The organism is Blochmannia endosymbiont of Camponotus nipponensis (assembly GCF_009827135.1).
In the GTDB taxonomy this organism is placed as follows: domain Bacteria; phylum Pseudomonadota; class Gammaproteobacteria; order Enterobacterales; family Enterobacteriaceae; genus Blochmanniella.
The window spans coordinates 113779-139040 of record NZ_CP046534.1 but is presented as its reverse complement, the minus strand read 5'-3'; the positions used below and the strand labels follow the sequence as shown (position 1 = coordinate 139040).

22 protein-coding genes are annotated in these 25262 nt (G+C 28.3%); 9 read left to right on the top strand and 13 right to left on the bottom strand.

Features of this window, described 5'->3' with window-relative positions:
• The first annotated feature begins 176 nt into the window (after positions 1-176).
• From ribD to GN161_RS00530, 4 genes are all read left to right on the top strand, one after another.
• Positions 177-1316, top strand: a complete 1140-nt coding sequence (gene ribD, locus GN161_RS00545) for a bifunctional diaminohydroxyphosphoribosylaminopyrimidine deaminase/5-amino-6-(5-phosphoribosylamino)uracil reductase RibD (RefSeq protein ID WP_159714466.1) — start codon at positions 177-179, stop codon at positions 1314-1316.
• 103 nt (positions 1317-1419) lie between these two features.
• Positions 1420-1890, top strand: coding sequence for a 6,7-dimethyl-8-ribityllumazine synthase (gene ribH, locus GN161_RS00540; protein WP_159714464.1), 471 nt, complete (start codon positions 1420-1422; stop codon positions 1888-1890).
• Between the two features lie 35 nt (positions 1891-1925).
• A complete protein-coding gene (gene nusB, locus GN161_RS00535; protein WP_159714462.1) occupies positions 1926-2345 on the top strand; it encodes a transcription antitermination factor NusB in 420 nt (139 codons plus the stop codon).
• Positions 2346-2462: 117 nt separating this feature from the next.
• A complete protein-coding gene (locus tag GN161_RS00530; RefSeq protein ID WP_181950841.1) occupies positions 2463-2942 on the top strand; it encodes a phosphatidylglycerophosphatase A family protein in 480 nt (159 codons plus the stop codon).
• Between the two features lie 91 nt (positions 2943-3033).
• On the opposite strand, the gene dxs is transcribed toward GN161_RS00530, so the two are convergent.
• Together dxs and ispA are read right to left on the bottom strand one after the other, a co-directional pair.
• Positions 3034-4905 (bottom strand): 1-deoxy-D-xylulose-5-phosphate synthase, encoded by a 1872-nt coding sequence (dxs, locus tag GN161_RS00525; protein WP_159714456.1) that lies wholly within the window; start codon positions 4903-4905, stop codon positions 3034-3036.
• Between the two features lie 34 nt (positions 4906-4939).
• Positions 4940-5869 carry a (2E,6E)-farnesyl diphosphate synthase gene (gene ispA / locus GN161_RS00520; protein WP_159714453.1) on the bottom strand — a complete coding sequence of 310 codons (930 nt, stop codon included), beginning with the start codon at positions 5867-5869 and terminating at the stop codon, positions 4940-4942.
• Positions 5870-6178: 309 nt separating this feature from the next.
• On the opposite strand from ispA, the gene thiI reads away from it, so the two are divergent.
• The gene (thiI, locus tag GN161_RS00515; RefSeq protein WP_159714450.1) at positions 6179-7636 is read left to right on the top strand and encodes a tRNA uracil 4-sulfurtransferase ThiI; all 1458 of its coding nucleotides are present in this window, start codon (positions 6179-6181) and stop codon (positions 7634-7636) included.
• A 212-nt stretch (positions 7637-7848) separates the two neighbouring features.
• Here thiI and GN161_RS00510 read toward each other — a convergent pair whose 3' ends face one another.
• From GN161_RS00510 to cyoA, 6 genes are all read right to left on the bottom strand, one after another.
• Complete coding sequence (locus tag GN161_RS00510) at positions 7849-8937, bottom strand: MFS transporter (protein ID WP_236840105.1); 1089 nt, start codon at positions 8935-8937, stop codon at positions 7849-7851.
• A 211-nt stretch (positions 8938-9148) separates the two neighbouring features.
• Entirely contained in the window at positions 9149-10048 is a 900-nt protein-coding gene (cyoE, locus tag GN161_RS00505; protein ID WP_159714447.1) for a heme o synthase, read from the bottom strand.
• Between the two features lie 20 nt (positions 10049-10068).
• On the bottom strand, positions 10069-10293 hold the full coding sequence (cyoD, locus tag GN161_RS00500; protein WP_236840124.1) for a cytochrome o ubiquinol oxidase subunit IV: 225 nt from the start codon (positions 10291-10293) through the stop codon (positions 10069-10071).
• An 84-nt stretch (positions 10294-10377) separates the two neighbouring features.
• On the bottom strand, positions 10378-10959 hold the full coding sequence (cyoC, locus tag GN161_RS00495) for a cytochrome o ubiquinol oxidase subunit III (protein ID WP_181950840.1): 582 nt from the start codon (positions 10957-10959) through the stop codon (positions 10378-10380).
• On the bottom strand, positions 10943-12904 hold the full coding sequence (gene cyoB / locus GN161_RS00490; protein WP_159714438.1) for a cytochrome o ubiquinol oxidase subunit I: 1962 nt from the start codon (positions 12902-12904) through the stop codon (positions 10943-10945). The genes cyoC and cyoB overlap by 17 nt, the downstream gene beginning before the upstream one ends.
• Positions 12905-12981: 77 nt before the next feature.
• Entirely contained in the window at positions 12982-13800 is an 819-nt protein-coding gene (gene cyoA, locus GN161_RS00485) for a ubiquinol oxidase subunit II (protein WP_420021884.1), read from the bottom strand.
• A gap of 602 nt (positions 13801-14402) precedes the next feature.
• On the opposite strand from cyoA, the gene GN161_RS00480 reads away from it, so the two are divergent.
• The 3 genes from GN161_RS00480 to clpX all read left to right on the top strand — a co-directional run bounded on the left by GN161_RS00480 (position 14403) and on the right by clpX (position 18057).
• Entirely contained in the window at positions 14403-14603 is a 201-nt protein-coding gene (locus GN161_RS00480) for a hypothetical protein (RefSeq protein ID WP_159714432.1), read from the top strand.
• Between the two features lie 1403 nt (positions 14604-16006).
• Positions 16007-16633, top strand: a complete 627-nt coding sequence (gene clpP, locus GN161_RS00475) for an ATP-dependent Clp endopeptidase proteolytic subunit ClpP (RefSeq protein ID WP_272897974.1) — start codon at positions 16007-16009, stop codon at positions 16631-16633.
• Positions 16634-16776: 143 nt separating this feature from the next.
• The gene (gene clpX / locus GN161_RS00470) at positions 16777-18057 is read left to right on the top strand and encodes an ATP-dependent Clp protease ATP-binding subunit ClpX (RefSeq protein ID WP_159714429.1); all 1281 of its coding nucleotides are present in this window, start codon (positions 16777-16779) and stop codon (positions 18055-18057) included.
• 230 nt (positions 18058-18287) lie between these two features.
• Here clpX and GN161_RS00465 read toward each other — a convergent pair whose 3' ends face one another.
• From GN161_RS00465 to metK, 5 genes are all read right to left on the bottom strand, one after another.
• Positions 18288-18542 (bottom strand): oxidative damage protection protein, encoded by a 255-nt coding sequence (locus GN161_RS00465; RefSeq protein WP_159714426.1) that lies wholly within the window; start codon positions 18540-18542, stop codon positions 18288-18290.
• 69 nt (positions 18543-18611) lie between these two features.
• On the bottom strand, positions 18612-19661 hold the full coding sequence (gene mutY, locus GN161_RS00460; protein WP_159714423.1) for an A/G-specific adenine glycosylase: 1050 nt from the start codon (positions 19659-19661) through the stop codon (positions 18612-18614).
• 820 nt (positions 19662-20481) lie between these two features.
• Positions 20482-20910: a Holliday junction resolvase RuvX gene (ruvX, locus tag GN161_RS00455; RefSeq protein WP_236840104.1), complete on the bottom strand. Its 429-nt coding sequence runs from the start codon at positions 20908-20910 to the stop codon at positions 20482-20484.
• Complete coding sequence (locus tag GN161_RS00450; RefSeq protein ID WP_159714420.1) at positions 20907-21488, bottom strand: YqgE/AlgH family protein; 582 nt, start codon at positions 21486-21488, stop codon at positions 20907-20909. The genes ruvX and GN161_RS00450 overlap by 4 nt, the downstream gene beginning before the upstream one ends.
• 745 nt (positions 21489-22233) lie before the next feature.
• Complete coding sequence (gene metK / locus GN161_RS00445) at positions 22234-23400, bottom strand: methionine adenosyltransferase (protein ID WP_159714417.1); 1167 nt, start codon at positions 23398-23400, stop codon at positions 22234-22236.
• 761 nt (positions 23401-24161) lie between these two features.
• On the opposite strand from metK, the gene speB reads away from it, so the two are divergent.
• A complete protein-coding gene (speB, locus tag GN161_RS00440; RefSeq protein ID WP_159714415.1) occupies positions 24162-25082 on the top strand; it encodes an agmatinase in 921 nt (306 codons plus the stop codon).
• The last annotated feature ends 180 nt before the right edge of the window (positions 25083-25262 follow it).

The window sequence follows — 25262 nt, the reverse complement described above, 5'->3', positions numbered from 1 at the left end:
ATATAAGTATCATGTATATGATAGTATTTTAGTGTGTATCGAATATTTACGATATGATAACATAATTAAAAGATTAAAACAATAGCACCTTCGTAGTATCAGATTTAAATTATTGTTTTTATTAATAAAAACAAATTCATACATAAATATATTTAGTTGCAAGATCTCATGATACTATGGCGAATGACATCCTACCGTATGATAAGACATTTTTAACACGGGCATTGCAATTAGCATGGAAAGGGCGCTTTACTACAATGCCTAATCCTAACGTAGGATGTGTCATTGTTCGTAATAATAAAATTGTAGGAGAAGGATATCACGTACGCGCTGGAGAAGCACATGCTGAAATACATGCTTTGCGTGTTGCTGGAAATTTATCACGAGGCGCCACTGCTTATGTTACTTTAGAACCATGTAGTCATTATGGACGCACTCCTCCTTGTACTACTGCATTAATTAATGCGGGCATTAAACGTGTTGTTGTAGCTATGCTGGATCCTCATTTTTATGCAAGAGGACGTGGTTTGCATTTGTTAAAAAAAGCAGGTATTGAAGTACAACATAGTTTGATGTTATCTGAAGCTGAATCGATAAATCGAGGGTTTATTAAACGTGTACGTACTGGACTGCCATGGATTACATTGAAATTAGCCGCATCTTTAGATGGTAGGACAGCTATGTCTTCTGGAGAAAGTAAATGGATTACATCTACTCAGGCGCGTCAAGATGTACAACATTTTCGAGCAGAAAGTGATGTTATTCTGTCTACTGCTAGTACTGTTTTAGCAGATGATCCAAAATTAAATGTACGTTGGACATGTTTTTCGGACGAAATGAAACGTATATACATGAATAATCAAGTCAGGCAACCATTGCGAGTTATTATTGACAGTACAAACAGAGTACTTCCAACACATCGTATTACACGATACAAGGGAAAAATTTTGCTCGTACGTTTGAAAAAAGATCACCGAAATTGGCCTCCATCAGTGGAACAATTATTATTATCTTCAATTAATTATCATGGTCATCGTCGAATAAATCTAATGGAATTAATGCAGTATCTTGCATATCGTGAAATTAATAATATTTGGGTAGAAGCAGGAGCTACATTTTCAGGGATATTGTTAGATATTGGATTAGTAGATGAACTTATTTTATACCAAGCTATAAAATTTTTAGGATCTGATGCGCGTCCGTTATGCTTGTTACCAAATATTAAGTGTCTTAATGATATTAAGTCTTTTAAGTTACTTAATATTAAAAATGTTGGGCCAGATATCCGTTTAACGTTAATTCCACAGAGCATATGATATATATTTTGTGCATTGGTCGTTGTAATATTATGTTATAGTATATGTGTTTACAAATATGAATAAATATAACTGTATAGTAAATAGAAACATCAGGATTATTATGAATATTATTGAAGGTGATATTACGGCAAATCGAGCTAAAATTGCTATCGCTGTGGTGCGGTTTAATCGTTTTGTTAATAATAATTTACTTGAAGGAGCTTTAGATACTTTAAAGCGAATTGGTCATGTAAAAGATGAAAATATAACTATCATTTGGGTTCCGGGCGCTTATGAATTACCATTAATCGCAAAAGCATTAGCTGTGAGCCGTAGATATGATGGAATAGTCGCTTTAGGTACAGTAATTCGTGGGTTTACTATGCATTTTGAATTTATAGCAAAAGAATGCAGCACTGGATTATCTAATGTATCCATAGAAAATACACTTCCTATTGGATTTGGAGTGCTGACTACAGAAAATATTGATCAAGCTATAGAACGTTCAGGCATTAAATCTCATAATAAAGGATCAGAAGCGGCTTTGGCTGTTTTAGAAATGATTAACATATTACAAATGATTAAAAAATAGTTTTACTACATATATAAGTTTATAAAAGGAATTATGTGAAAGCAATTACTCGAAGGCGTGCGCGCGAATGTGCATTGCAAGCACTGTATTCTTGGAAATTATCTAAAAATAACGCTAAAGAGATAGCGCACTATATTATAATAGAACAAAATATGCAAGATTCTGATGTTTCTTATTTTCATGAATTATATATTGGAGTAATAAGTTGCTCTGAAGAGCTGGATAAGTTAATGATACCACATCTCTCCCGAAATTTAGATAAACTAGGTTATATTGAACATTTGGTTTTACGTATTGCATTATTTGAACTTACTAAATGTAATGATATACCATATAAGGTTGCTATTAATGAAGCAATTGAGCTCGTTAAAATTTTTGGCGCTGAAAAAAGCCATAAGTTCATTAACGGAGTGCTAGATAAAATAGCAGCTCAAATTTGTATTAATGAAAAATAATTATATTGTTATTAAATAATTTGTCATTTATGGAAAAACTTTAAATTTAATAAGAATATAATGGTTTAATTTTATTTATCAAAAAATTTGATAAATATGCATTGGTATATCTTAAATATGCTTAATAATTTGAAATTATCTAATATATGCTATTTTTTTGCTACTGGTTTTGGGTTAGGTACTATTTCTTGGTTACCTGTAGGAACTGTAGCTTCATTATTGGCAATACCAATATGGTGGGTATTGATGTATTTATTTTCATATGATTTTTATTGTTTATTTCTAATGATTGGAATAGGAGTAGGTATATATTTTTGTGATAAAACTAATAAAATTATTGGAATTCATGATCATAAATCAATTGTTTGGGACGAATTTGTTGGTATGTGGATCACGTTAATTATAGTACCTATACATAGTTGGTTGTTGATAATCGTTGCTTTTTTTTTATTTAGAATATTGGATATTATAAAACCTTGGCCAATATCCTGGTGTGATCGTAGAATAAGAAATGGATTTGGAATTATCATTGATGATATACTGGCAAGTATTGTATCTATTTATATTATTTTATTATTAAGTAATTTATATGATTAAAATTTTTAGGAATATATTGCTGAATTATTTCAGTTAGTTTATTAAAATTTTTAGAATTAAAAAAATCATATTATACCTGTTATGAAATAATTTAACGTATCCATTGTGTAATTTTTCTGTAAATACCTATACTATCTAATCCAAGTTCAGAGAGTATTTCTGACTGCGAGCCTTGAGAAATAAAAAAATCAGGTAAACCAATGTTTAGAACTGAAGTTGATAACTTATTCTGCATAATAAATTCATTTACTCCACTGCCTGCACCACCCATTATTGTATTTTCTTCTAATGTAATCAAAGCTTGATGATTTTTAGCAAGTTTTTTTATTAATGTTTCATCTAATGGTTTAACAAATCTCATATCTACTAATGTTGCATTTAATTTATATGCAACATTATAAGCTGATTGTAATAAAGTTCCAAAATTAAGAATAGCGATGTAACTTCCTTGTCGGAGTATTACACCTTTACTTAAAGGTAAAGTGTGTAATAGTTTTGTTGTATTTAAATTACCGGGTACGGCATATCCTTTAGGATATCTTACAACACTAGGTCCATATTGATAGCAATATCCTGTGTACAACATTAGTTTACATTCGCATGCGTCGCTTGGAGTCATTATTATTATATTTGGAATACAACGTAAATACGATAAATCAAAAGCTCCTTGGTGAGTTTGTCCATCTGCTCCAACAATACCTCCTCGATCAACAGCAAACAGTACAGGTAAATTTTGAATTGCTACATCATGAATTACTTGATCATATGCACGTTGTAAAAACGTTGAATAAATAGAGACAACAGGCTTGTAACCTGCTATAGCCAATCCAGCGGCGAATGTTACAGCATGCTGTTCAGCAATTGCAACATCAAAATATTGTTTTGGATATTTCTGAGAAAATATACTCATTCCAGAGCCTTCTCGCATCGCGGGGGTAATTCCTATAATTTTATTATCGTGAGCTGCGACTTGACATAACCAATCGCCAAAAATTGTAGAATAAGTTATATTTTTAGTATTTTCTATAGGTAATGATCCACTTGTAGGATCAAATTTTGGTACTGCATGCCATTTAATGGGATCTTTTTCTGCTGGTTTATATCCAAAACCTTTTTTTGTAAAAACATGTAAAAGTTGGGGTCCTTTCATATTACGTATATTTCTTAAAGCATGTATTAATTTTAATATGTCATGTCCATTAATAGGTCCAATATAATTGAAACCAAGTTGTGAAAACAATGAATTTGATGAACTAAGATTGTTGATGTTTTTATCGATACGTTTAATTAATTTGTTGCTTGAAAAAAGATCAGATAATATTTTATTGTCACTTGATTTTACAGCAGAATATGTTTTTTTTGCTAAAATATTAGCACGATGACTATTTAATGCTCCTACATTTTCTGAAATAGACATTTCATTATCGTTTAAAATAATTAATAAATCAGATTCTACAGATCCAGCATGATTCATTGCTTCGAAAGCCATACCAGCCGTTATAGCTCCGTCTCCTATAACGCATACTGTACGACGTCCTAACATTTCTCGTTCTGAGGCTATTGCTAATCCTAATCCTGCGCTAATGGAGGTAGAAGAATGTCCTACTGATAACACATCATACTCGCTTTCATCACGACAAGGAAATGGATGTAATCCATTTCGTTTTCTAATACTAAAAATGCGTTCACGCCTTCCCGTAAGAATTTTATGTGGATACGCTTGATGTCCAACATCCCAAATTAAATAATCAAATGGAGTATTATATACATAATGTAAGGCAACGGTAAGTTCTACAGTTCCTAATCCAGATGCAAAATGTCCGCTAGATTTACTAACACTAGTTAAAAGAAATTGACGTAATTCATTACATAATTTTGTTAAATTATCTTCAGGTAATTGTCTTAATTCCTTGGGAGTATTGATTGTATCTAATATGGGGTATTCATGTAAATTGCGGTTCATATCAAATTTTATTTTAATAATCATGCATATAATATTAATTTCTATGTTTAATGATATAGCGTGAAAATTCAGATAAAGTATTAACATTGTAGCCTAATTTTGCAATATACTTTAAATGTGCCAATGATTCACAATATAAATTTTGAACTTTAACTCGAGCTGTTTTTAATCCCAATACTTTCGGATAGGTATTTATATCATTATTATTATCATCATTATGTTGTGATTGTATACTTTTTTCTTTTTTATTATCATATGATCGTGAAATATCTATAATATCATCTTGTATTTGAAAAGCTAAACCTATAGTTGTGGCATAATGGTCTAGCAATGTTAATATATTGTAGCGTTTATTTCCTGCCGCTAAAGCTCCAATACGAACTGCGGCTCGAATTAATGAACCTGTTTTATATTGGTATGTAGTTTCTAATTGTGTGGCTGATATGTTTTTATTATTTTTTCTAATCAAATCTAAGGATTGGCCCAAACACATTCCGTTAGCTCCGCTAGCAGAGGCTAACGTAGCAATCATTTTTAAACGATTTTGATCTGAAATGGTTGGCATATGTGCTGTCGCAAGAATAGTAAACGCCAATGTATGTAGAGCATCTCCTGCTAAGACAGCAATAGCTTCACCAAATTTAATATGACATGTGGGATGTCCTCGACGTAGTTTATCATTATCCATAATAGGTAAATCATCATGAATTAAAGAGTAAGCGTGGATACATTCAACGGCTGCTGCTGGAGCATTAAGATTTGACGATCTAATACCAAATAGTTTTCCTGTTTGATACACTAGAAAAGGACGTAATCGCTTTCCTCCTAGCAAGATACTATAACGTATTGCTTTCATAAGAAGAGATACGTCTTGTTTAATAAACATAAGCAGATATCGTTTAATAGCTTCGTCTACTTGTTGATGACTGTTACGTAACTTATTAGCAAAATTCAACATAAGCATAGTATTTTAATACATAATAATAAAAACAATATCATTAAATATATGTATTTTAATGATACTTATATATAATAATATTACATAATGAAAATATCTATATGTTATTACAATTATTTTTTAATTTTTTGTGTTTTTATGTGTATTTTATAATAAAATAAGTAATGATACATGTAATTTTTATATAATCATTTGTAAGATAGTAATTATCCATATGATAGTAATGTTTGTTTTTTTAAAATTATTTAATTTAATATACGATATATATATATCGTGTTTATTTGAAAATGTTTTTTATATATTTAAAATATTTATATGAAAATAATTGTTAAATTTTCACCAGAAATTACTATAAAAAGCCGTGCTGTACGGGTTTTTTTTATAAAGGTTCTTATTTCAAATATAGCATCTGTTTTTAAAAAAAATAATGAATCGGTGTTAATCATACGTAAATGGGATTATCTTGAAATAAAATCTAATAATAATAATCAAAAAATATATATTATTTTAATGAATATTCCTGGTATTCATCATTTTCTCTTAGTTAGAGAGAGTTGTTTTAATTCTTTACAAGATATTTATGAAAAAATTATGCTTAGTTTAAGCCACGATATTAAATTATTAGAAAAAAGCTTTTGCGTACGGGTTAAACGCCGTGGTAATCATGATTTTACTTCTCAGGAAGCTGAACGTTATTTAGGAAATAAATTGTGTCAAAATATGAATAATGTTAAGGTTGATTTAACAAAACCTGAAAAAATTGTGTATTTAGAAATTAAAGATAATCATTTTTTTATAATTATCAAGCGTTATGAAGGTTTGGGAGGATTACCGATAGGTACACAACAAGAATGCTTATCATTAATTTCAGGAGGGTTTGACTCAGCTGTTGCGAGTTATATGTTAATCAAACGAGGATGTAAAGTGCACTATTGTTTTTTTAATTTAGGTGGAGATATGCATGCCATTGAGGTATGTAAGGTAATATATTTTCTATGGCATAAATTCAGTAGTTCTCATAAAATAAAATTTATTTCTATTGATTTTTCGGAAGTGGTTAAAGAAATTATTTCTAAAATAAAAGATAATCAAATAGGAGTAGTATTAAAACGCATGATGATACGTTCTGCATCATTGATAGCATATCGTTTTAAAATTCCTGCTTTAATAACAGGAGAGGTGTTAGGACAAGTATCTAGTCAAACTTTAAATAATTTAATACTTATTGATAGTGTATCTGATCATATGATATTTCGTCCTTTAATTTCTTATGACAAAGAAAAAATTATTGATTTGGCTCGGAAAATAGGTACAGAAATGTTATCAAAAGATATTCCAGAATATTGCGGATTAATATCAAAGAAGTCAACTATAAAAACAACAAAACAACATATTGAGTTTGAAGAAAAAAATTTTGATTTTACTATATTAGATCGTGCAGTTTCTCAACATTATATAATAGACGTACAAACCATTCCTGATCAAATAATAAATCAACCTTTATTTGAGGTAGAAACTAAAAAAATATTGAATTGTAATGATATAGTATTAGATATACGCACAGAAATTGAACAAGAAAGAAGTCCTCTTTATTTGATTGGTACAAAAGTACAAAAGATACCTTTTTATCAATTAATTGATAAGTTTTCTACATTAGATCCAAATAAAGTATATTTATTATATTGTAATCATGGTATAATGAGCAGATTGCATGCAATGCATTTATTTAAACAAGGATTTCATAATGTAAAGATTTATAGGCCATCGTTATAATTTGGTCGATAACACTTTGCATATGAAAGTGCTATGAAAATTTTTATTTAATGGTGTTGATGTTTAATTGGAATTAGAGAATATTGTTTGTTGTAATGGATATTACAATAAGAATTTTAATAATTTTGCCTATCTATAATAATTTTGTCTTAAATATATTGGAATCAGATATAATGTTATAATTATTCTTATCTGTTACTCTATTAAAATAGTTAGTGTTGTGTATTGATTGTTACAATACACAACAAAGATACGATTAATGCAAAAAATAATACTAACCATACACCTTGTATTTCTAATAGAACACCACCTACAAATCCCCCGCATCCTACACCTAAAAATTGAGCAATAGAATAAATACTAATAGTAGCGCCTTTGTATGTATTTGGTGACTCTTTGTTGATAATAGTAGGTAATATTGTTTCTATTAAACTAAACGCTATGAAAAATAATTGCATCCCAAATAAAAACGACTTTACAGAATACGTATTAATTAACATAATTAATTCAGATATAAATAAAATATTTATACAAGAAATTAATATTTTTTCTATATGATCTTTAGCCTTAAAATAGACAATACAGGCTAATACTGCGATAGCAGATATCATCATAATTATACTATAGATTTTCCAATGTATACTAAGAGGATAGCCTAAATTTATTATTGCTTTAGGTAAAGCAATAAAGTTTAGCATTAGAATAGCATGTATAAAAAAAATACTGATATATAATTTTTTTAATCGTGAATGAATTAATATTCTTTTAATGTTATTAAACATAATAAACAAGTTTTCATGATTTTTTATAGCATGGAGAGAAATAGGCATTATTACTATATGAGTTAAAATCATAGCTAATACAGCTAGTATAGTGATACTATGAAATAATCCGTGTAATCCAAACATATCAGTAATAATCGGCCCAAAAACCATAGAAATAGCAAAAGTTATACCAAAACTTATTCCAACTGACGCCATAGCTTTTATATGATGTTGTGTTTGTACTGATGCTAATAATAATGCTATCAGCGAACTGCTAATAGCTCCTGATCCTTGTAGTGCTCGACCAATAATCAGTCCCCAAATATTGTTGCTAGTTGCTGCTATTTCGCTACCAAGAGCAAACAATAATAAACCTACTATAATAACAGGTTTATAACCAATTTTATCAGACATCAATCCAAAAGGTAGTTGAAATATTATTTGCATTAAACCGTATATTCCAATGGCTGTTCCTATTAGATATCCATTTGCTCCCTGCAAGGAAGTAGCATGAACAGTTAAAACAGGTAGAATCATAAATATTCCTGACATACGGAGTGCGAATATCATGTTTAGTCCTAATATATTATACAGTTCTTGTTTGGTCATTTTAGTGTTATTATGCATAAATATTTTGATATGTGTTGAGTATAAAGTTTCTAAATATATCGATACGTATGAATATTTACAACAGAAACTTATAGATATTAAAGCATCATGTTATTATTAATTGAAAATTTGACAATATTTAAGATGTGGTGTATTTATAATGATAAGCATTTATACTTGCAGATAAAGTATAATCTAAAGATAAAAGTAAATTTAACAATACTACAATTATAATAGATAATAAAAACATTTTTTTTGCCCATATACTATCATTATTAGTTTTTACACAACCGTAGAATCCCATGCATAACCACCATAAGTTCATAGTGCTAATTATTATTAAAAATACATAGCTAGCATATCCCATGGTAGTAAATAATGTAGTTGCAATGATAAACCCAATAATATAAAGAATCATGTGATTCTTAGTTACCTTTATTCCTTTTTTGATAGGAAAAGTTGGAATCAGAGCTGCTTTGTAATCTTGTGATCGTAAGATAGCGATGGAATAAGAATGTGGGATTTGCCACAGAACAAAAATTATTAATAATATAAAAGCTCCTACATCAAATCTGTGTGTAACAGTACAGTATCCAATTACTGGTGGCATTGCTCCTGATATACTTCCAATTATTATACTATAGATAGATCTACGTTTCATCCATGCACTATATATACCGATGTATGTAATGAAACCTATTATTGTCAAATATATTATTAAATAATTTTTAGTGAAACTTAAAAATAAAAATCCAAATAAACTTAAAGTTATTGCATATAATATACTTTGCGTGAGAAAGGATTTACTGTGTTTTACCAACACTCTGTTTTTAGTTCTTTCCATGACTGTGTCAATATCTCGATCGATAATATTATTTAACACACAGCTAGCAGCCATAACTAATGATATCCCTATGGCCATGTTGATAAGTGAAGGATAATATATATCATCTCGAGATGCTATTAAAAATCCTCCTATAACTGACATTAAATTGCCTATAACAATTCCTGGTTTTATTAGGTAAAAATATTTTATCATGGTAATAAATTGTTTTTTATTTAAATCATCAAATTATGATGTAAATGTGTCATAATCCATATACTGCCTAATACAAGAATAAAAACAATAAATACTGTAAATATTAAAGATATTAAATTCCATGTTTGATGTGGTGTATTTTCCAAATGTAAAAAGAAAATCAAATGAACAAAAACTTGAGTTATTGAGCAGAATATTATAATATATTTTAATAAATTTTTATTTATTGTGCTATCTATTAGCATAAAAAACGGAATAATCGTTAATATTACAGATAATATAAATCCAATTAAATATGACTTGTGTATATAATAGTTATTCTTCATGAATCATAGTACTCCTAATAGATATACTTCAGTAAATACACATATCCATATAATGTCAAGAAAATGCCAAAATAAGCTCAAGCATTGCAATCGTATGTAGTTAACGTGTGTTAATCCTTGATACAGAATATGAATTATCATTACTACAATCCAAATAAGCCCCGCTATTACATGTAAACCATGAGTGCCTACTAAAGTGAAAAAAGAAGAAAGAAAAGCGCTTTGGCATGGATTATTTCCTGATTTAATTAAATGATAAAATTCATGCATTTCTATATTGATAAAACATAGACCTAATAAAAAAGTTATCCCCATCCAAATATTTACTTGTTTTGTATATGATTTTTTTGCATATATCATAACCTTACCATAGGTGAGGCTGCTTAATAATAAACAACAAGTTTCTAAAAACACAAAAGGTAACTCAAAGATGTCTTTACCAGAAGAAAAATCTGCTGTATTATTATGCAATACTGAGTATACTGCAAATAAACTTGCAAATAAAATGCAATCACTCATTATGTATAACCAAAAACCAAATATTATTTTTGTATTTGGATTATTGTGTTTATATATTGTTGACATATTCAATTTCTTTAATTTTTTCTACTGATACGTAATATTCTGTGTCATTGTTAAATGTGTGAATGATCCAAGTTGTAATTATTCCAAATATACTGAAAACAACGAGCCACCATATATACCAAATTATACTAAATCCAAATATTAAACTGAAAAAAGATATTAAAATTCCAGAATAAGTATTTTTTGGCATATGTATAGGTGTAAAGTGATCGGGACAAGAGTAGATATTTCTATTGTTTTGTACATACCAAAAAACATCACGATCATCATTTATGACAGGGATAATTGCAAAATTATAAAATGGTGGAGGAGAAAAAACAGCCCACTCTAAAGTAGATCCATTCCATGGATTTCCGTTTAAATCTTTGTGTTTATCCCTATGTATAATACTGACTACTATTTGGATACACTGACATACAATACCTAATCCTATTAATATAGTACCTATTGATGCTGTTATTAACATCGATGAAAATATTGGGTCAATATGTTGACTTAAGCGACGAGTCATTCCCATGAATCCTAAAATATATAATGGCATAAATGCTACATAAAATCCAATAATCCAAAACCAAAAAGCTCTCTTGCCCCATTGTTCATTTAAAATATAACCAAAGGCTTTAGGGAACCAATAAGTGGCTCCAGCAAAACAACCAAATAATACGCCTCCAATAATAACATTATGGAAATGAGCAATTAAAAATAAACTGTTATGTAATACGAAATCAGCTCCAGGCACAGATAATAATACTCCGGTCATCCCTCCTATGGAAAATGTGATAATAAATCCAATAGTCCATAACATTGGGGAAGTGAAAATAATTTTTCCTCGATACATGGTAAATAACCAATTGAAAATTTTTACTCCAGTTGGAATGGCTATCACCATGGTCATGATACCAAAAAATGAATTAACGTTAGCTCCTGCTCCCATAGTAAAAAAATGATGCAACCATACGCAAAAAGATAATACGGTGATGGCGATGGTGGCCCATATTAAAGATGTATATCCAAATAGTTTTTTCTGTGAAAAAGTAGAAACAACTTCTGAGAATACACCAAAAGCAGGTAATATTAAAATATATACTTCTGGATGTCCCCAAGCCCAAAATAAATTAATATACATCATCATATTTCCACCCAAATCATTACTAAAAAAATGGGTTCCTAAATAACGATCTAAGGTTAATAGAGCAATAGTAACAGTTAAGATTGGAAATGCTGTGATGATTAATGTATTTGTACATAGAGCGGTCCAAGTAAAAACTGGCATTTTCATCATTGATAATCCTGGAGCTCGCATATATAAAATTGTAGTAAAAAAATTTATACCAGTTAAAGTTGTTCCTATTCCTGAAATTTGTATACTCCATATCCAATAATCAACGCCAACACCAGGACTGTATTCTTTATTTGATAATGGCGGATAACCTGCCCATCCTGTTTGTGCAAATTCTCCTATTCCTAAAGAAAGATTTATTAAGATTACACCTACCATAAACAACCAAAAACTTAAAGAGTTTAAGAAAGGAAAAGCTACATCTCGTGCTCCAATTTGCAATGGAACTACTAAATTTATTAGTCCTATTACGAACGGGGTCGCCATGAATATAATCATGATAACGCCATGAGCAGTGATTACTTGGTTATAATGGTGAGCTGAAAGAAATTCATATGATCCAGAAGAAGATAAAGCTTGCTGCGTTCTCATCATAATTGCATCAGCAAATCCACGTAAAAACATAATACATGCGACTATAATATACATGATTCCAATTTTTTTATGATCTACAGAAGTAAACCATTCGTTCCAAAGATATTTCCATTTATTGTAATATGTGATGGTGCCACTAAGAATTGCTCCAATAGCAATAACTACGATGATTGTTGACATAATAACTGGATCTTCATATGGAATAGAATGTGTTGTTAATTTCCCAAACATTATCTTATTATCCTTATATATTTATAATATCGCTTGAAAATATATCACGTTTATACTGAAGAACTATTAAATTGTACTTAAAAATTCTCTTTCTTTTGGTGTGTAAATTTATTTATTACATTATAGAACAAGTTAGGTTGTACATGGGAAAAATAGATTACCGGATGATATTCAGTGGGTTGAGCTAATTCTTCATAGATTGACATATTGTTAATATGAAAAGATGATTTTTGAACCTTTTGTATCCATTGTTCAAATTCTTTTTTAGTTTGTGTAGCAAGAACAGTAAATTTCATACCAGAGAATCCCTGTCCACTAAAATTTGACGAAACACCTTTATATTGGCCTGCTGTGTTAGCTATTAAATATAGTTCTGTACGCATTCCAGCCATCGCATAAATTTGACCTCCTAATTGAGGAATAAAAAAAGAATTCATTACTGAGTTAGAAGTGACGTTAAATTTTATTGGTACACACATTGGAAAAACAAGTTCATTAATAGTTGCTATATTTTGTTTTGGATAAATAAAAAGCCATTTCCAATCTAATGATATAACATTAATAATTATTGGTTGCACATCATCAGATACAATGGGGTTCTTAGGATCTAATTTGTGGGTAGAGTGCCAAGTTAATATTCCTAGGAAAATAATAATTAAAATGGGTACGGACCATACTACAAATTCTATTTTTTTAGAATTCACCCAATTAGGATCGTATTGTATATGTTTACAGTTGGATGCTCTGTATTTTATAGTAAAAAAGATGGTCATCATAATTACTGGGATAATTATACTAAGCATTAAACCGAATGCGGTTAATATCAGTGAACGTTCTTCTATCCCAATTTGTCCTTTAGGATGTAATAACACTAAATCGCTGCATCCATTTAGCATTGTTATTAAACTATACAGTAATAATGAAATACATATTTTTTTATATTTGTATACTTTACATTTCATCCAAATAAATTTTAATATGAGCGTATATATTTTAAATTTTCACATTGAACATCCTACCGTAAACTTTCATTAATGTAAATAGGTTAATATATATCTGAAAATGTTTTATCCATTGTCATGCCTTAATAAGTATCGAGTATAATCAAAGTACATTCATATAATAATTAATTTTATTTTAAAATATAGAGGAAAACTAAATGCTTAGTTATTGCAATAACTTGCTTAAAATATTTATTTTGAAAAGATATAATTGATTCTAATATTGTTGTTAATTCATTTAAAATAAATTAACTAATTTATTGTTTAAAAGTTATTTGATTAATAAAAGTATCATAATATCAATATTTACGATGTTTTTAAAAACGCGATGAATTAATAAATTTTTAAAAGAATATCATTCAGGTATGGTAATTTTTATCAGATATCATACATGCATGATATGCAATATCAACTTATTATATGTATTATGTAATACTACATAATCTATTATTTTTTATTGTTGCATTCAATCTATAATATTAAAAGGGATAAATTATATGTATGTGTATATAATTCTTGAAAATACTACAGGGGATGGAGGAGGTAGTGTTGCTGTTGATTTATCTTGTTGTGTTGATAATACAGTGTATCATAATACACTGACACATCTTTATTTAGAATTATATACATCTATGGATGTTGTATTGGAAAGGTACGATATTATATATTTTTATAATAATGGTGAAAATTATATATAATAATCACAGTAAAAATATACTTGGATATAGAGTTGAAAGGATTGAGTGGTATCTAAATCGAAAATGGTTAGTGATGGAAATTGTGTAAAAATGATATTAATATGGTTTTAAAAAATATATAAAAATACGCAAGTTACATTGGTAACTTAGTAATAAGAAAATTGGTATTGGGGATAGTTTTCCTTTTAATATTATCATGGTATCTTATAATAAAACTGTAGTTGATAACGATCTTTGGGGATGTTGTTATGAAGACAGGTATATAAATAATTATTTTTTTATTAAATTTAGAAGAAAAGGTGTTTAATCGTAATGTAGGCGATTGTTTTACTAGGGAAATAAATCTTCTACATGTTTATCATGTAGAAGATTTAAAGGAAATATGTGTTATTTTCAATATTTTAAAAAAGTGGAAAGCCCAAATTTTTTACAACTAAATTAGCAGTATCTTTAAAATTCCAAGTTATATAACAATATAATTAAATACAAATGTATTAACTAAAATTTAGTGAATATATCAAATACAATTCAGATAAAAACATTAAAAATAAAATAAAAGATCACATAATAAGCAGTATATTGCGTGTTAATGGCATTATGTTTTTCTATGTTAATAGAAAATGAACTCAGTAGTATTCAGTGACAAGTCAAAAAACATGTAATTTAGGTAAACATTTAAAATAAAAATCATTACATATTTTATTTTAAAAAAATTTAAATTTGAAGTTTAATTTAAATTTTGTATAAAAATTGTTCTCTATTCAGTGAAGTTATTAAAAAAAATAGATTCTGATTATCTTTCTATTCTACAAGTGATTAATAATAAATTAAATATATTTGGTTTTTTAAAAATAGTTCGTTTCTTTAGAAACAATACGATAGTGGTAAGATATGTTTATGGTTCTCTTTTATCAGAAATAGTAATTCATTTTATTTTGGATTAAGTAAAAATTATTGAAAAGAGACTATAATTAATAAATTAATACATTATTATTAAATTAGTTGATTATTTGAAAATATTATATTATAAAGCATGTTATATAAAGTGATGGAGTTTTTCATTTTAGTTGATTTATCATGCAAAAATAATCGGTTGTTATCAGGTTGCATGTTTTTTATTCTATGAATGACATGTGATGGTAAATTTATATACACAGCATGATGAGTATAAGTAAAATATATAATATAGTGTATAAATATATACACGCTTCTTTATTCTTTATTATGACTGTAGATATTTAATTAATGGTAAATCGTTATAAATAATAACTATTAATAATTATTTTAACATAAAATATAATGATTAAATTTAGTTTGAAGTTTTTCATTAATTATATTATATCAATGTTTTAATATTATTTCTATGTAACAGAAACGTAGTAAAGGAGGATAGGGTATATGCCATGCAATGTTCGAATAATTTTAAATCGTCTTATTGTCGTCGTATGGTAGTAGTTCCAACAGTAATAGAACAAACTATTCGCGGAGATCGTATATATGATATATTTTCTTTACTATTAAAAGAAAGAATTATTTTTATGACAGGAACAATTGAAGATAGCGTAGCTAATGTGATTGTTGCTCAGATAATGTTCTTGGAATCAGAAAATGCAGAAAAAGATATTCATTTATATATTAATTCTCCGGGAGGATTAATAACAGCGGGAATGTCTATATATGATACCATGCAGTTTGTAAAACCTGATATTAGTACATTTTGCATGGGACAAGCTGCATCGATGAGTGCGTTTTTATTAGCCTCCGGTGCTAAAGGGAAACGATTTTGTTTGCCAAATGCTCGAATTATGATTCATCAGCCATTAGGGTCTTTTCAAGGACAAGCCACTGATATTGCCATTCATACCAGAGAAATACTAAAAATTAAAAATAATATAAATGAACTGATGGCTAAACATACAGGTCAGTCTATCGATGTAATTAGTAAGGATACAGAACGAGATTGTTTTCTATCTGCCAATGAAGCTATGAAGTATGGATTGGTGGATCATGTTTTGTCTCAACGAGAATAAATTTAAATTTCTGATTGTTTCGTGTTTTATAATTATAATCTTTGTTTATACGGCCATGTAGTATCTGAATTTGTGATTCATTTCTTAGACAGTTTATAGCTCATTTTATATTGGTTTGAGCCTAAAAGGGAAGGAATTAGATTGTGAGCGATAACCATCAAGATTATTCAAAAAATACGTTGTATTGTTCGTTTTGTGGAAAAGACCAAAAGCAGGTATTAAAATTAATTGCTGGATTATCAGCGCATATTTGTGATACATGTGTTGGTTTATGTAGGGATATAATTAATCAAGAGCTGAAGGATAAAATAGTTAACGAAAAATTGGTTAAATTTCCTACACCCTATGAAATTAAGAGTCATTTGGATGATTATGTGATTGGACAAGAACGTGCTAAAAAAATACTTTCAGTAGCAGTATATAATCATTACAAGCGTTTACGTAATACAGAGATGTACATAAATAACAATGGTAATAATATAAAATTATTCAAAAGCAATATTTTATTGATTGGTCCCGCAGGAAGTGGTAAAACGTTATTAGCAGAAACATTGGCTAGTTTCCTTAATGTACCATTTGCTATATCAGATGCAACCACTCTAACAGAAGCGGGATATGTAGGAGAGGATGTAGAAAATGTTATACAGAAATTATTACAGCGGTGTAATTATGATGTGAGTCAAGCACAACGAGGCATTATTTATATAGATGAAATAGATAAAATTTCTAGAAAATCAGAAAACCCTTCTATTACTCGGGATGTTTCTGGAGAAGGGGTTCAACAAGCTTTGTTAAAGTTGATTGAAGGCACTACAGCTGCAGTACCACCACAAGGAGGTCGTAAACATCCACAGCAAGAATTTATACAAGTGGATACTACTAATATTCTTTTTATTTGTGGAGGTGCTTTTTTTGGTTTGAATAAAATTGTTCAACAGCGTACTGTTAATAAACGTGCAATTGGATTTCGAGTTTTAGAAGACAACGACGTGAAAAAAAATACTGAATGTTCATTATTAACTCAAATTGAGCCAGAAGATTTAATTAAATTTGGTTTGATTCCAGAATTTGTTGGCCGACTTCCAGTAATTACTGTTCTTGATGAATTGGGAGAAGAAGAATTAATTAAAATATTAAAAGAACCAAAGAATGCTTTAATGAAACAATATCAAATACTATTTCATATAGATGGAATAGAATTAGAATTCTCTGAAACATCATTAATTGCTATCGCTAAAAATGCTATGAAAAGAAAAATTGGAGCTCGTGGACTTAGGGCTATTTTAGAAGATATATTATTAGATACAATGTATGAATTACCTTCTAGAAATAATATAGATAAAGTAATAATTGACGAATCAGTAATTTTTGGACACTCAAAACCACTGTTAATATATAGTAAAAATAAATTAGCTCAATCTTAAAAATGCACTACTTTTGATAAATATCAGCATTAACGATTGTGACACATGATATTATTATAAATTGTGAATAAATACAGTCATGATTATAATAATCGTATTGTGGTGAATTTAACATTTGGAGAAGCTTACGTGAAAATATTGGTTGTTGATTTATAATTATTGTGTATGTAGTTGTGCCTTAGTTAGTTAATAACCATGTGTAATTAATATAGGAGCGTTGTAGTCATTCATTACTTACTTTTTATTGAAAAATTTTCTCCAAATAGAAAAGTTTTCATTTCTTTTTCCAGCATCATGCGATCTGTAATATTCATCATGTTCAGTTTATTTTCATTTATTAAAATAGTTTGTTTATTTTGCCATTGCATCCATGCAGTTTTAGAAATATGTTCATAAATGTATTTTCCTAGTGCTCCTGGATAACATGGAGCATCTAATCCTTCAGATTTTTTTTTTAAAAAGACACAATAAATTATTTTAGACATTATTAGAAATCTCTCATTAGAATCAGTATTTTGGTAGAGGTTTAAATTTTTAACATTTTTATATTACAACTATAATTTCTGTAGCATTACAGAAATTGGTTTAGGTAATCCAATAATTGGAGGATTTGACAAATTATACCAAATCCCATTTTTTGTATAATTTAATTTTTTGCATAAATTCAGTAATATTGGTTTAATTTCTAAGTCAATATTGCTTAATTTATGTTTTAAACTGGGTAAGTATGTATGTGGATTATTATGAAGATTATGCTTTGATAGCCATATATTTAGCATATTAGGGCTGGGAAATTCAGGAAAACAAAATAATCCCCCCCATATTCCCTGATATGATCGTTTCTCAAGCCATATTTTTTTTGTTTGGTACTGTTGTAATAACAGTACTAATAACCAGATAGTTTTTTTAATTAATTTTTTTTGAGGTTTTTTCTTGGGATATTGATGAACACGGTGAGTTAAAAAAGCTTGACAATCTTCTTGAAGAGGGCAGTGGTTACATATCGGAGACGTGTTAGTACATATTAACCTTCCAAGGTCCATCATGGCTTGATTAAAAGCAGAGATTTCCAAGGTAGGTAATAATTGTTTACTTAATAACCATAATGTGTTATTTGTCTCAGACTTGTTTTCTGATAAATAATAATCAAGAGTATAATATCTAATTAGTATTCGTTTTATATTACTATCAAGAATAGGATAGTGTTGGTCTAATGTTAATGACAATATAGCCCCTGCAGTAGATTTTCCGATACCAGGTAACGCAACAAGTTTATCAAAATCTCTTGGAAAATTGCCTTGATAATGATTAACGATAATTTTAGCTGTTTTATGCAGATTTCTAGCTCGTGTATAATAACCTAGTCCACTCCATAAAAATAATATTTCGTCTAATTCTGCTTTTGCTAATTGTATAATAGTGGGAAATCTTCTAATAAATCGTTCATAATACAGAATTACAGTTTTTACTTGAGTTTGTTGTAGCATGATCTCAGACAACCAAGTTTTATACATTGTTTTATTTAGTTGCCATGGTAAATCTTGTATTCTGAATGTTCGATACCAAAGCAATATTTTTTTTGAAAAAATAAAGTTTTGATCCATGTAATTTTTGTGAATATAAAATTAAGGGTATGTAAAACGTAATATATTGTTTTTTAAATTATTTAAACTCCATTAAAAGACATTTTTTTAAGTTAAAAATGATTATATCTAAGATGTAGTAGTAGATACGTTATCGATATATTTTAAAAAGCAATTGTAGATTTTTTAACATAACAAAATATGAATTCATGTAAAAACTAACAGCTGATTATATAATATATATTTTAATTAGCTTTCGATATAGTTAATGCGCTTTTTTTAGAAAAATTTAATAGTCTATTCTTTTACAATTACTAAAACACAGTATTTATAGTTTAATGTATATTTTTTAACAAAGATATACAACTTTGTAAAAGTTATTGATTTTTTTATTGTTAAGAACATTAGATTCTATTCGTTGTAGCAATTTTAATTTAAATTTTATTTTTATATTGATATTGGTTTAATAATAATGTACACAACAGGGAATAAATAAATACCTTTTAAATATGATTTGTGTAGTTGATTTTTAAAATTTAATGAAATTTTTTTATTTTTAATTTTAAAATTATATACTATCGATAGAATCATATGAATTTATTATCTTTATTTTCTAAAAATTAATTTACACTTTAAAACTGTTAATTTTTATTAAAATTTATATCTTAATAATGTATATGTGAAGATACAAGTATTAAATATTATTTATATTTTAATGAAAAATTTTATATTACCATTTTATCTTTGATATTATTGAACATGTTAATATGATTCGTATGATATGATCAATATCAATTATCATGTTAAATGGCACTTAATATATAAAGATTATTTTTTATATTTAAGATTGATTTAACCAGCTTTTTAAAATTATTCCAGCTGCAATTGCATTTATTTTAACATCTTGTCGGATATATGAAGAATTATGGTAATACTTAAAATAATCTAAACGTGCCTCACTTGTGCTAAAACGTTCATCGTGCATATTGACTGTAACAGGAAGTATTTTTCTTAGTTTTTTAGCGAATTGTTTTGCTAAAACAGTAACCGGTTGTTCACTTCCATCTATCTTCAGAGGTAATCCTACTACTAATATTTTTGGTGTCCATGTATTATAAATATCTTTGATTTGATCCCAATTAGGTACACCAAACTGAGATTGTAACACAGTGAGAGGTCGTACGGTATAAGTTAATTTTTGACCAATTGCTACTCCTATGTGTTTAGTACCAAAATCAAAACCTATGATTATATCGATAATTGACATCATGCATGGCCTGTATGATCGGCAATATTACAAATATCAATGCCTAATATTTTTGCAGCTGCGCGCCAACGAGCAACAACAGGGGTATGAAATAAAATTGTTTCATTGGCTGGAGCAGTCAGCCAGGTATTTTCCATTAATTCATGTTCTAATTGTCCTTGAGACCAGCCAGAATAACCCAGCGCTACTAATACATCTTGTGGTTGATTAGGGGTTCCTAAAGTTTCTAATATGTCTTTAGATGTAGTGATCATAGCTTTTGAAGAAATATTCACACTAGATCCAAAACCTTTTTTGGGAGTATGTAAAATAAAACCTCGATCATCTAATAAAGGGCCCCCAGAAAATACTGGCTTATCTAATCGAATAGACGGATCTCGTATAGGAGAGGTAACTTTCAGGTTGTTTAATATAGTTTCTACGGTACATCGTTCAACTGGTTTGTTGATGACAATGCCCATAGCGCCTGTATCGTTGTGTTCGCAAATGTACACCACGGATTGTTTAAATAATGGATCTTGCAAGGCGGGCATAGCTATTAGAAAATGATTTTGTAAGTTTGTTATTTCATGTGTTAGCATAAATTACTGTAAAATCTATTTGTGGAAAATATAACTTTGAAAGATCATAATTTAATCATTTTTTTTTAAATAGTCCATACTTTTGTTGTAATTATTATATTGATTATTTTATGTATATACTGCGATTCAGTGTAAATATTAATTTTTTATCGACTATAAAAAATTATCTATGTTTTTTGTTAAAAATAACATTTATAATCAAAATATTTTAAAATTTTTTCACTAAACTAATAAACTCTAAGTCTTAAAAATTAATAATTAATTATAGGTTTTGTTAATGTGTATCTTTCAAAGCAGTATTTTTTTTATTTTTTATTTTTCAAAAAATATTATTAATCAATTAAAATCAATGTATATATTAATATGTCTACATCATCGGAAAATTGTACTTTGATACAGTTATTTTAGTGATTTTTAACATGAATTTTGAAAAATTAATTAGTTATTTAGTTTGTAATTTATTTATTATGTGTGCAATGATTTATTATAATTTTTAATTTTACAAAAATAATAAATTATATGAACATTGATTTTTTAGTGATTGCATATACTTAAACAATAATACTTATATTACCATAAAAAATTAAAAATTGATTTTATATAGAAAGAGAATAATATGTGTATAAAGTTCATTTTTATCATCAGTATATAAGTATTTTTTTATGTTTGTTGATTGATTGGTAGTATATCACATGTTAGTAAAACCATTATGTATTCATTAAAACGATAAGTATATTGAATATTATTACGAAGATTTAAACTTTAAACCAGCTTCTTCACGAAGAAGCTCTGCTTTATCAATTTTTTCCCAAGGAAAATGTTCACGACCAAAATGCCCATAAACAGCTGTTTCTTTATAAATTGGTTTTAATAAATCTAACATAGTAACTAAATTGTAAGGACGAAAATCAAAAAAGTTATTTATTAATCTCATTAAGATGTCATGTGAAGTTTTTTCTGTACCAAAAGTTTCAATGTTAATAGAAACTGGATGTGGTATGCCAATTGCATAAGATATTTGGAGTTCGCAACGATCTGCTAATCCAGCTGCCACAATGTTTTTAGCGACATATCTTGCTCCATAAGCAGCCGAGCGATCTACTTTCGATGGGTCTTTTCCAGAAAAAGACCCACCTCCATGTCTAGCCATACCTCCATAAGTATCTACAATAATTTTTCTTCCAGTTAAACCACAGTCACTAATAGGTCCACCAATAACAAATCGACCACCGGGATTAATAAAAAATTTAGTATTATTAGAAATCCATTTTTTAGGTAATACGGGTTTGATAATTTCTTCCATAGCAGCTTCTTGTAGATCTACTAGCTTTATATCATAAGCGTGTTGTATCGACAATACAACTGCAGTGATACCAATGATTTTTCCATTTTCATAAGCAACGGTTACTTGACTTTTAGCGTCTAATCCTAACCAGGGTAAAACTCCACTTTTCCTCATTTGGGAGTTTCTTTTAATTAAACGGTGCGCATATGTTATTGGAGCAGGCATGAAAACATTAGTTTCATTAGTAGCGTATCCAAACATTGATCCCTGATCACCCGCTCCTTGTTGTAAGGCATCACCGTGATCAATACTACATTGAATCTCGGAAGATTGTTTATTGATTACGCTTAATATTACGCAGGAATTTGCATCAAATCCCATATCTGCATGAATATAACCAATATCACGAATGGTATTTCTAGCGATTTCTTCCATATTTACCCAAGCAGTAGTAGTAATTTCTCCCCCCATTAATACTATACCTGTTTTAATGTATGTTTCGCATGCAACACGGGCTCTTGAATCCTGTGCTAAAATAGAATCTAATACAGCATCAGAAATTTGATCTGCAATTTTATCTGGATGCCCTTCTGACACAGATTCAGATGTGAATAAATATTGTGTCATTTATTATATCCTTTTAGTATAAAATTTTAAACTTATTAGTAATGTAACTGAATATAGGTGCATCAAACATATGCGGGTAAAAATATATGCATAAGTTATTTTATATGAATTTTAAAATACCACAATTTATTTCATATTGCTTATAATTTTAGTATTATTAAATTTATGATATCAGATGTTGAGGTGGTATTTGTGTGATTTATAAATAGGTTACGATAAATATTTTTTGTAAATATTTTTTATTTTGATATTTTTGATCTGTGATTTATGGAAACATACCATACTAATTCAGTTTCCATATATCTATTCATTTTATTATTCAATACGTAGTTTAATGAGTTTATTAAGAGTATTGGAAATTATTCATACTATAATCTCATTGTATGAGTGATTTTTTAAATTTTTATAAATATTTAATAATTATATGAATTAAATATCTGATGTAGCATTCTTTAAAAGTGATATTTGCTGTGTTATGTGTTTAAATAACACTAAATGGAAAATAAATGAAGATATATTTTTATTTATAAGCTATCAATATAAGATACTGTATGGATAAGATCTCACTTTATAATATAGGTTAATTTAAATATATTCTTAAAATTTTTTAAATTTGTAGACCTATCTGATGTTTTACTTTGATCGACGGATTGTATGAAAAAATTTAAATATCAATTTAAATAAATATTCATTTAGTTTTACTTAAACTATATTTTATATATATAATAAATTGTTTTAATATTCATTAAGAAAGGAAATACATGTGTACTTTAAATTATCAAAATGATAATTCCTTATTTTCAAATGCCTTTGGTTTTTTGCGATTTCCATTAGAATTTGATCCTTATAGTAGTAGTAGTGAATGGGTAATTACTGGCGTTCCTTTTGACATGGCTACTTCTGGGCGTGCAGGCAGTAGATTTGGGCCAACTGCTATCCGACAGGCGTCTCTAAATTTAGCTTGGGAACATTTTCGTTGGCCCTGGGATTTTAATGTACGTGAACAGCTACATGTAATTGATTGCGGAGATGTAGTATATAAATCTGGAGACATACAAGATTTTATAAAGTCTTTAAAAAATCATGCTGAACGTTTGTTAATGTCTAAAAAAAAAATGTTATCGCTTGGAGGAGATCATTATATTACATTACCTATATTACGTGCGTATGCAAAAATTTTCGGAAAAATGGCAATGATACATTTTGACGCACATGCAGATTATTACGATGATAACGGCAAATATGATCATGGTGTTGTTATGTTACATGCGATTAACGAAGAATTGATAGATCCTATGCATTCGATACAAATTGGTATTCGCACCGAATATAAGAAGCATTTTGGATTCACAGTGTTAGACGTAGAATATGTTAATGATACTAATATAGATATTATCATAAATAAAATAAAATCAGTTGTTAGATCTTTTCCAATATATTTAACTTTTGATATTGATTGTTTAGATCCAGCTATAGCTCCTGGAACTGGAACTCCAGTAATTGGAGGATTAACGAGTTACCGTGTGCTGAAGTTAATACGAGGTTTTCAAAATTTAAATATTATAGGTATTGATTTAGTAGAAGTAGCTCCAGCTTATGATTGCGCACAAATCACTGCTTTAGCAGCTGCTACATTAGGATTGGAAATGCTTTATACTCAAGTGAAATCAAAGAAAAGTTAGAGAAATTAATTTCTATATATTATTTGTTATTTGAATGCTTTTATTTGATGATATATCATCAAATAATAAATTATACTGTTTTTTGCATGCGTAACGTGATACTGATACTAAGTGATACTATAAAAGTAGTGGTATGATATGTTTAATGAATATATGATCATGTATACTTAAAGTCATAAG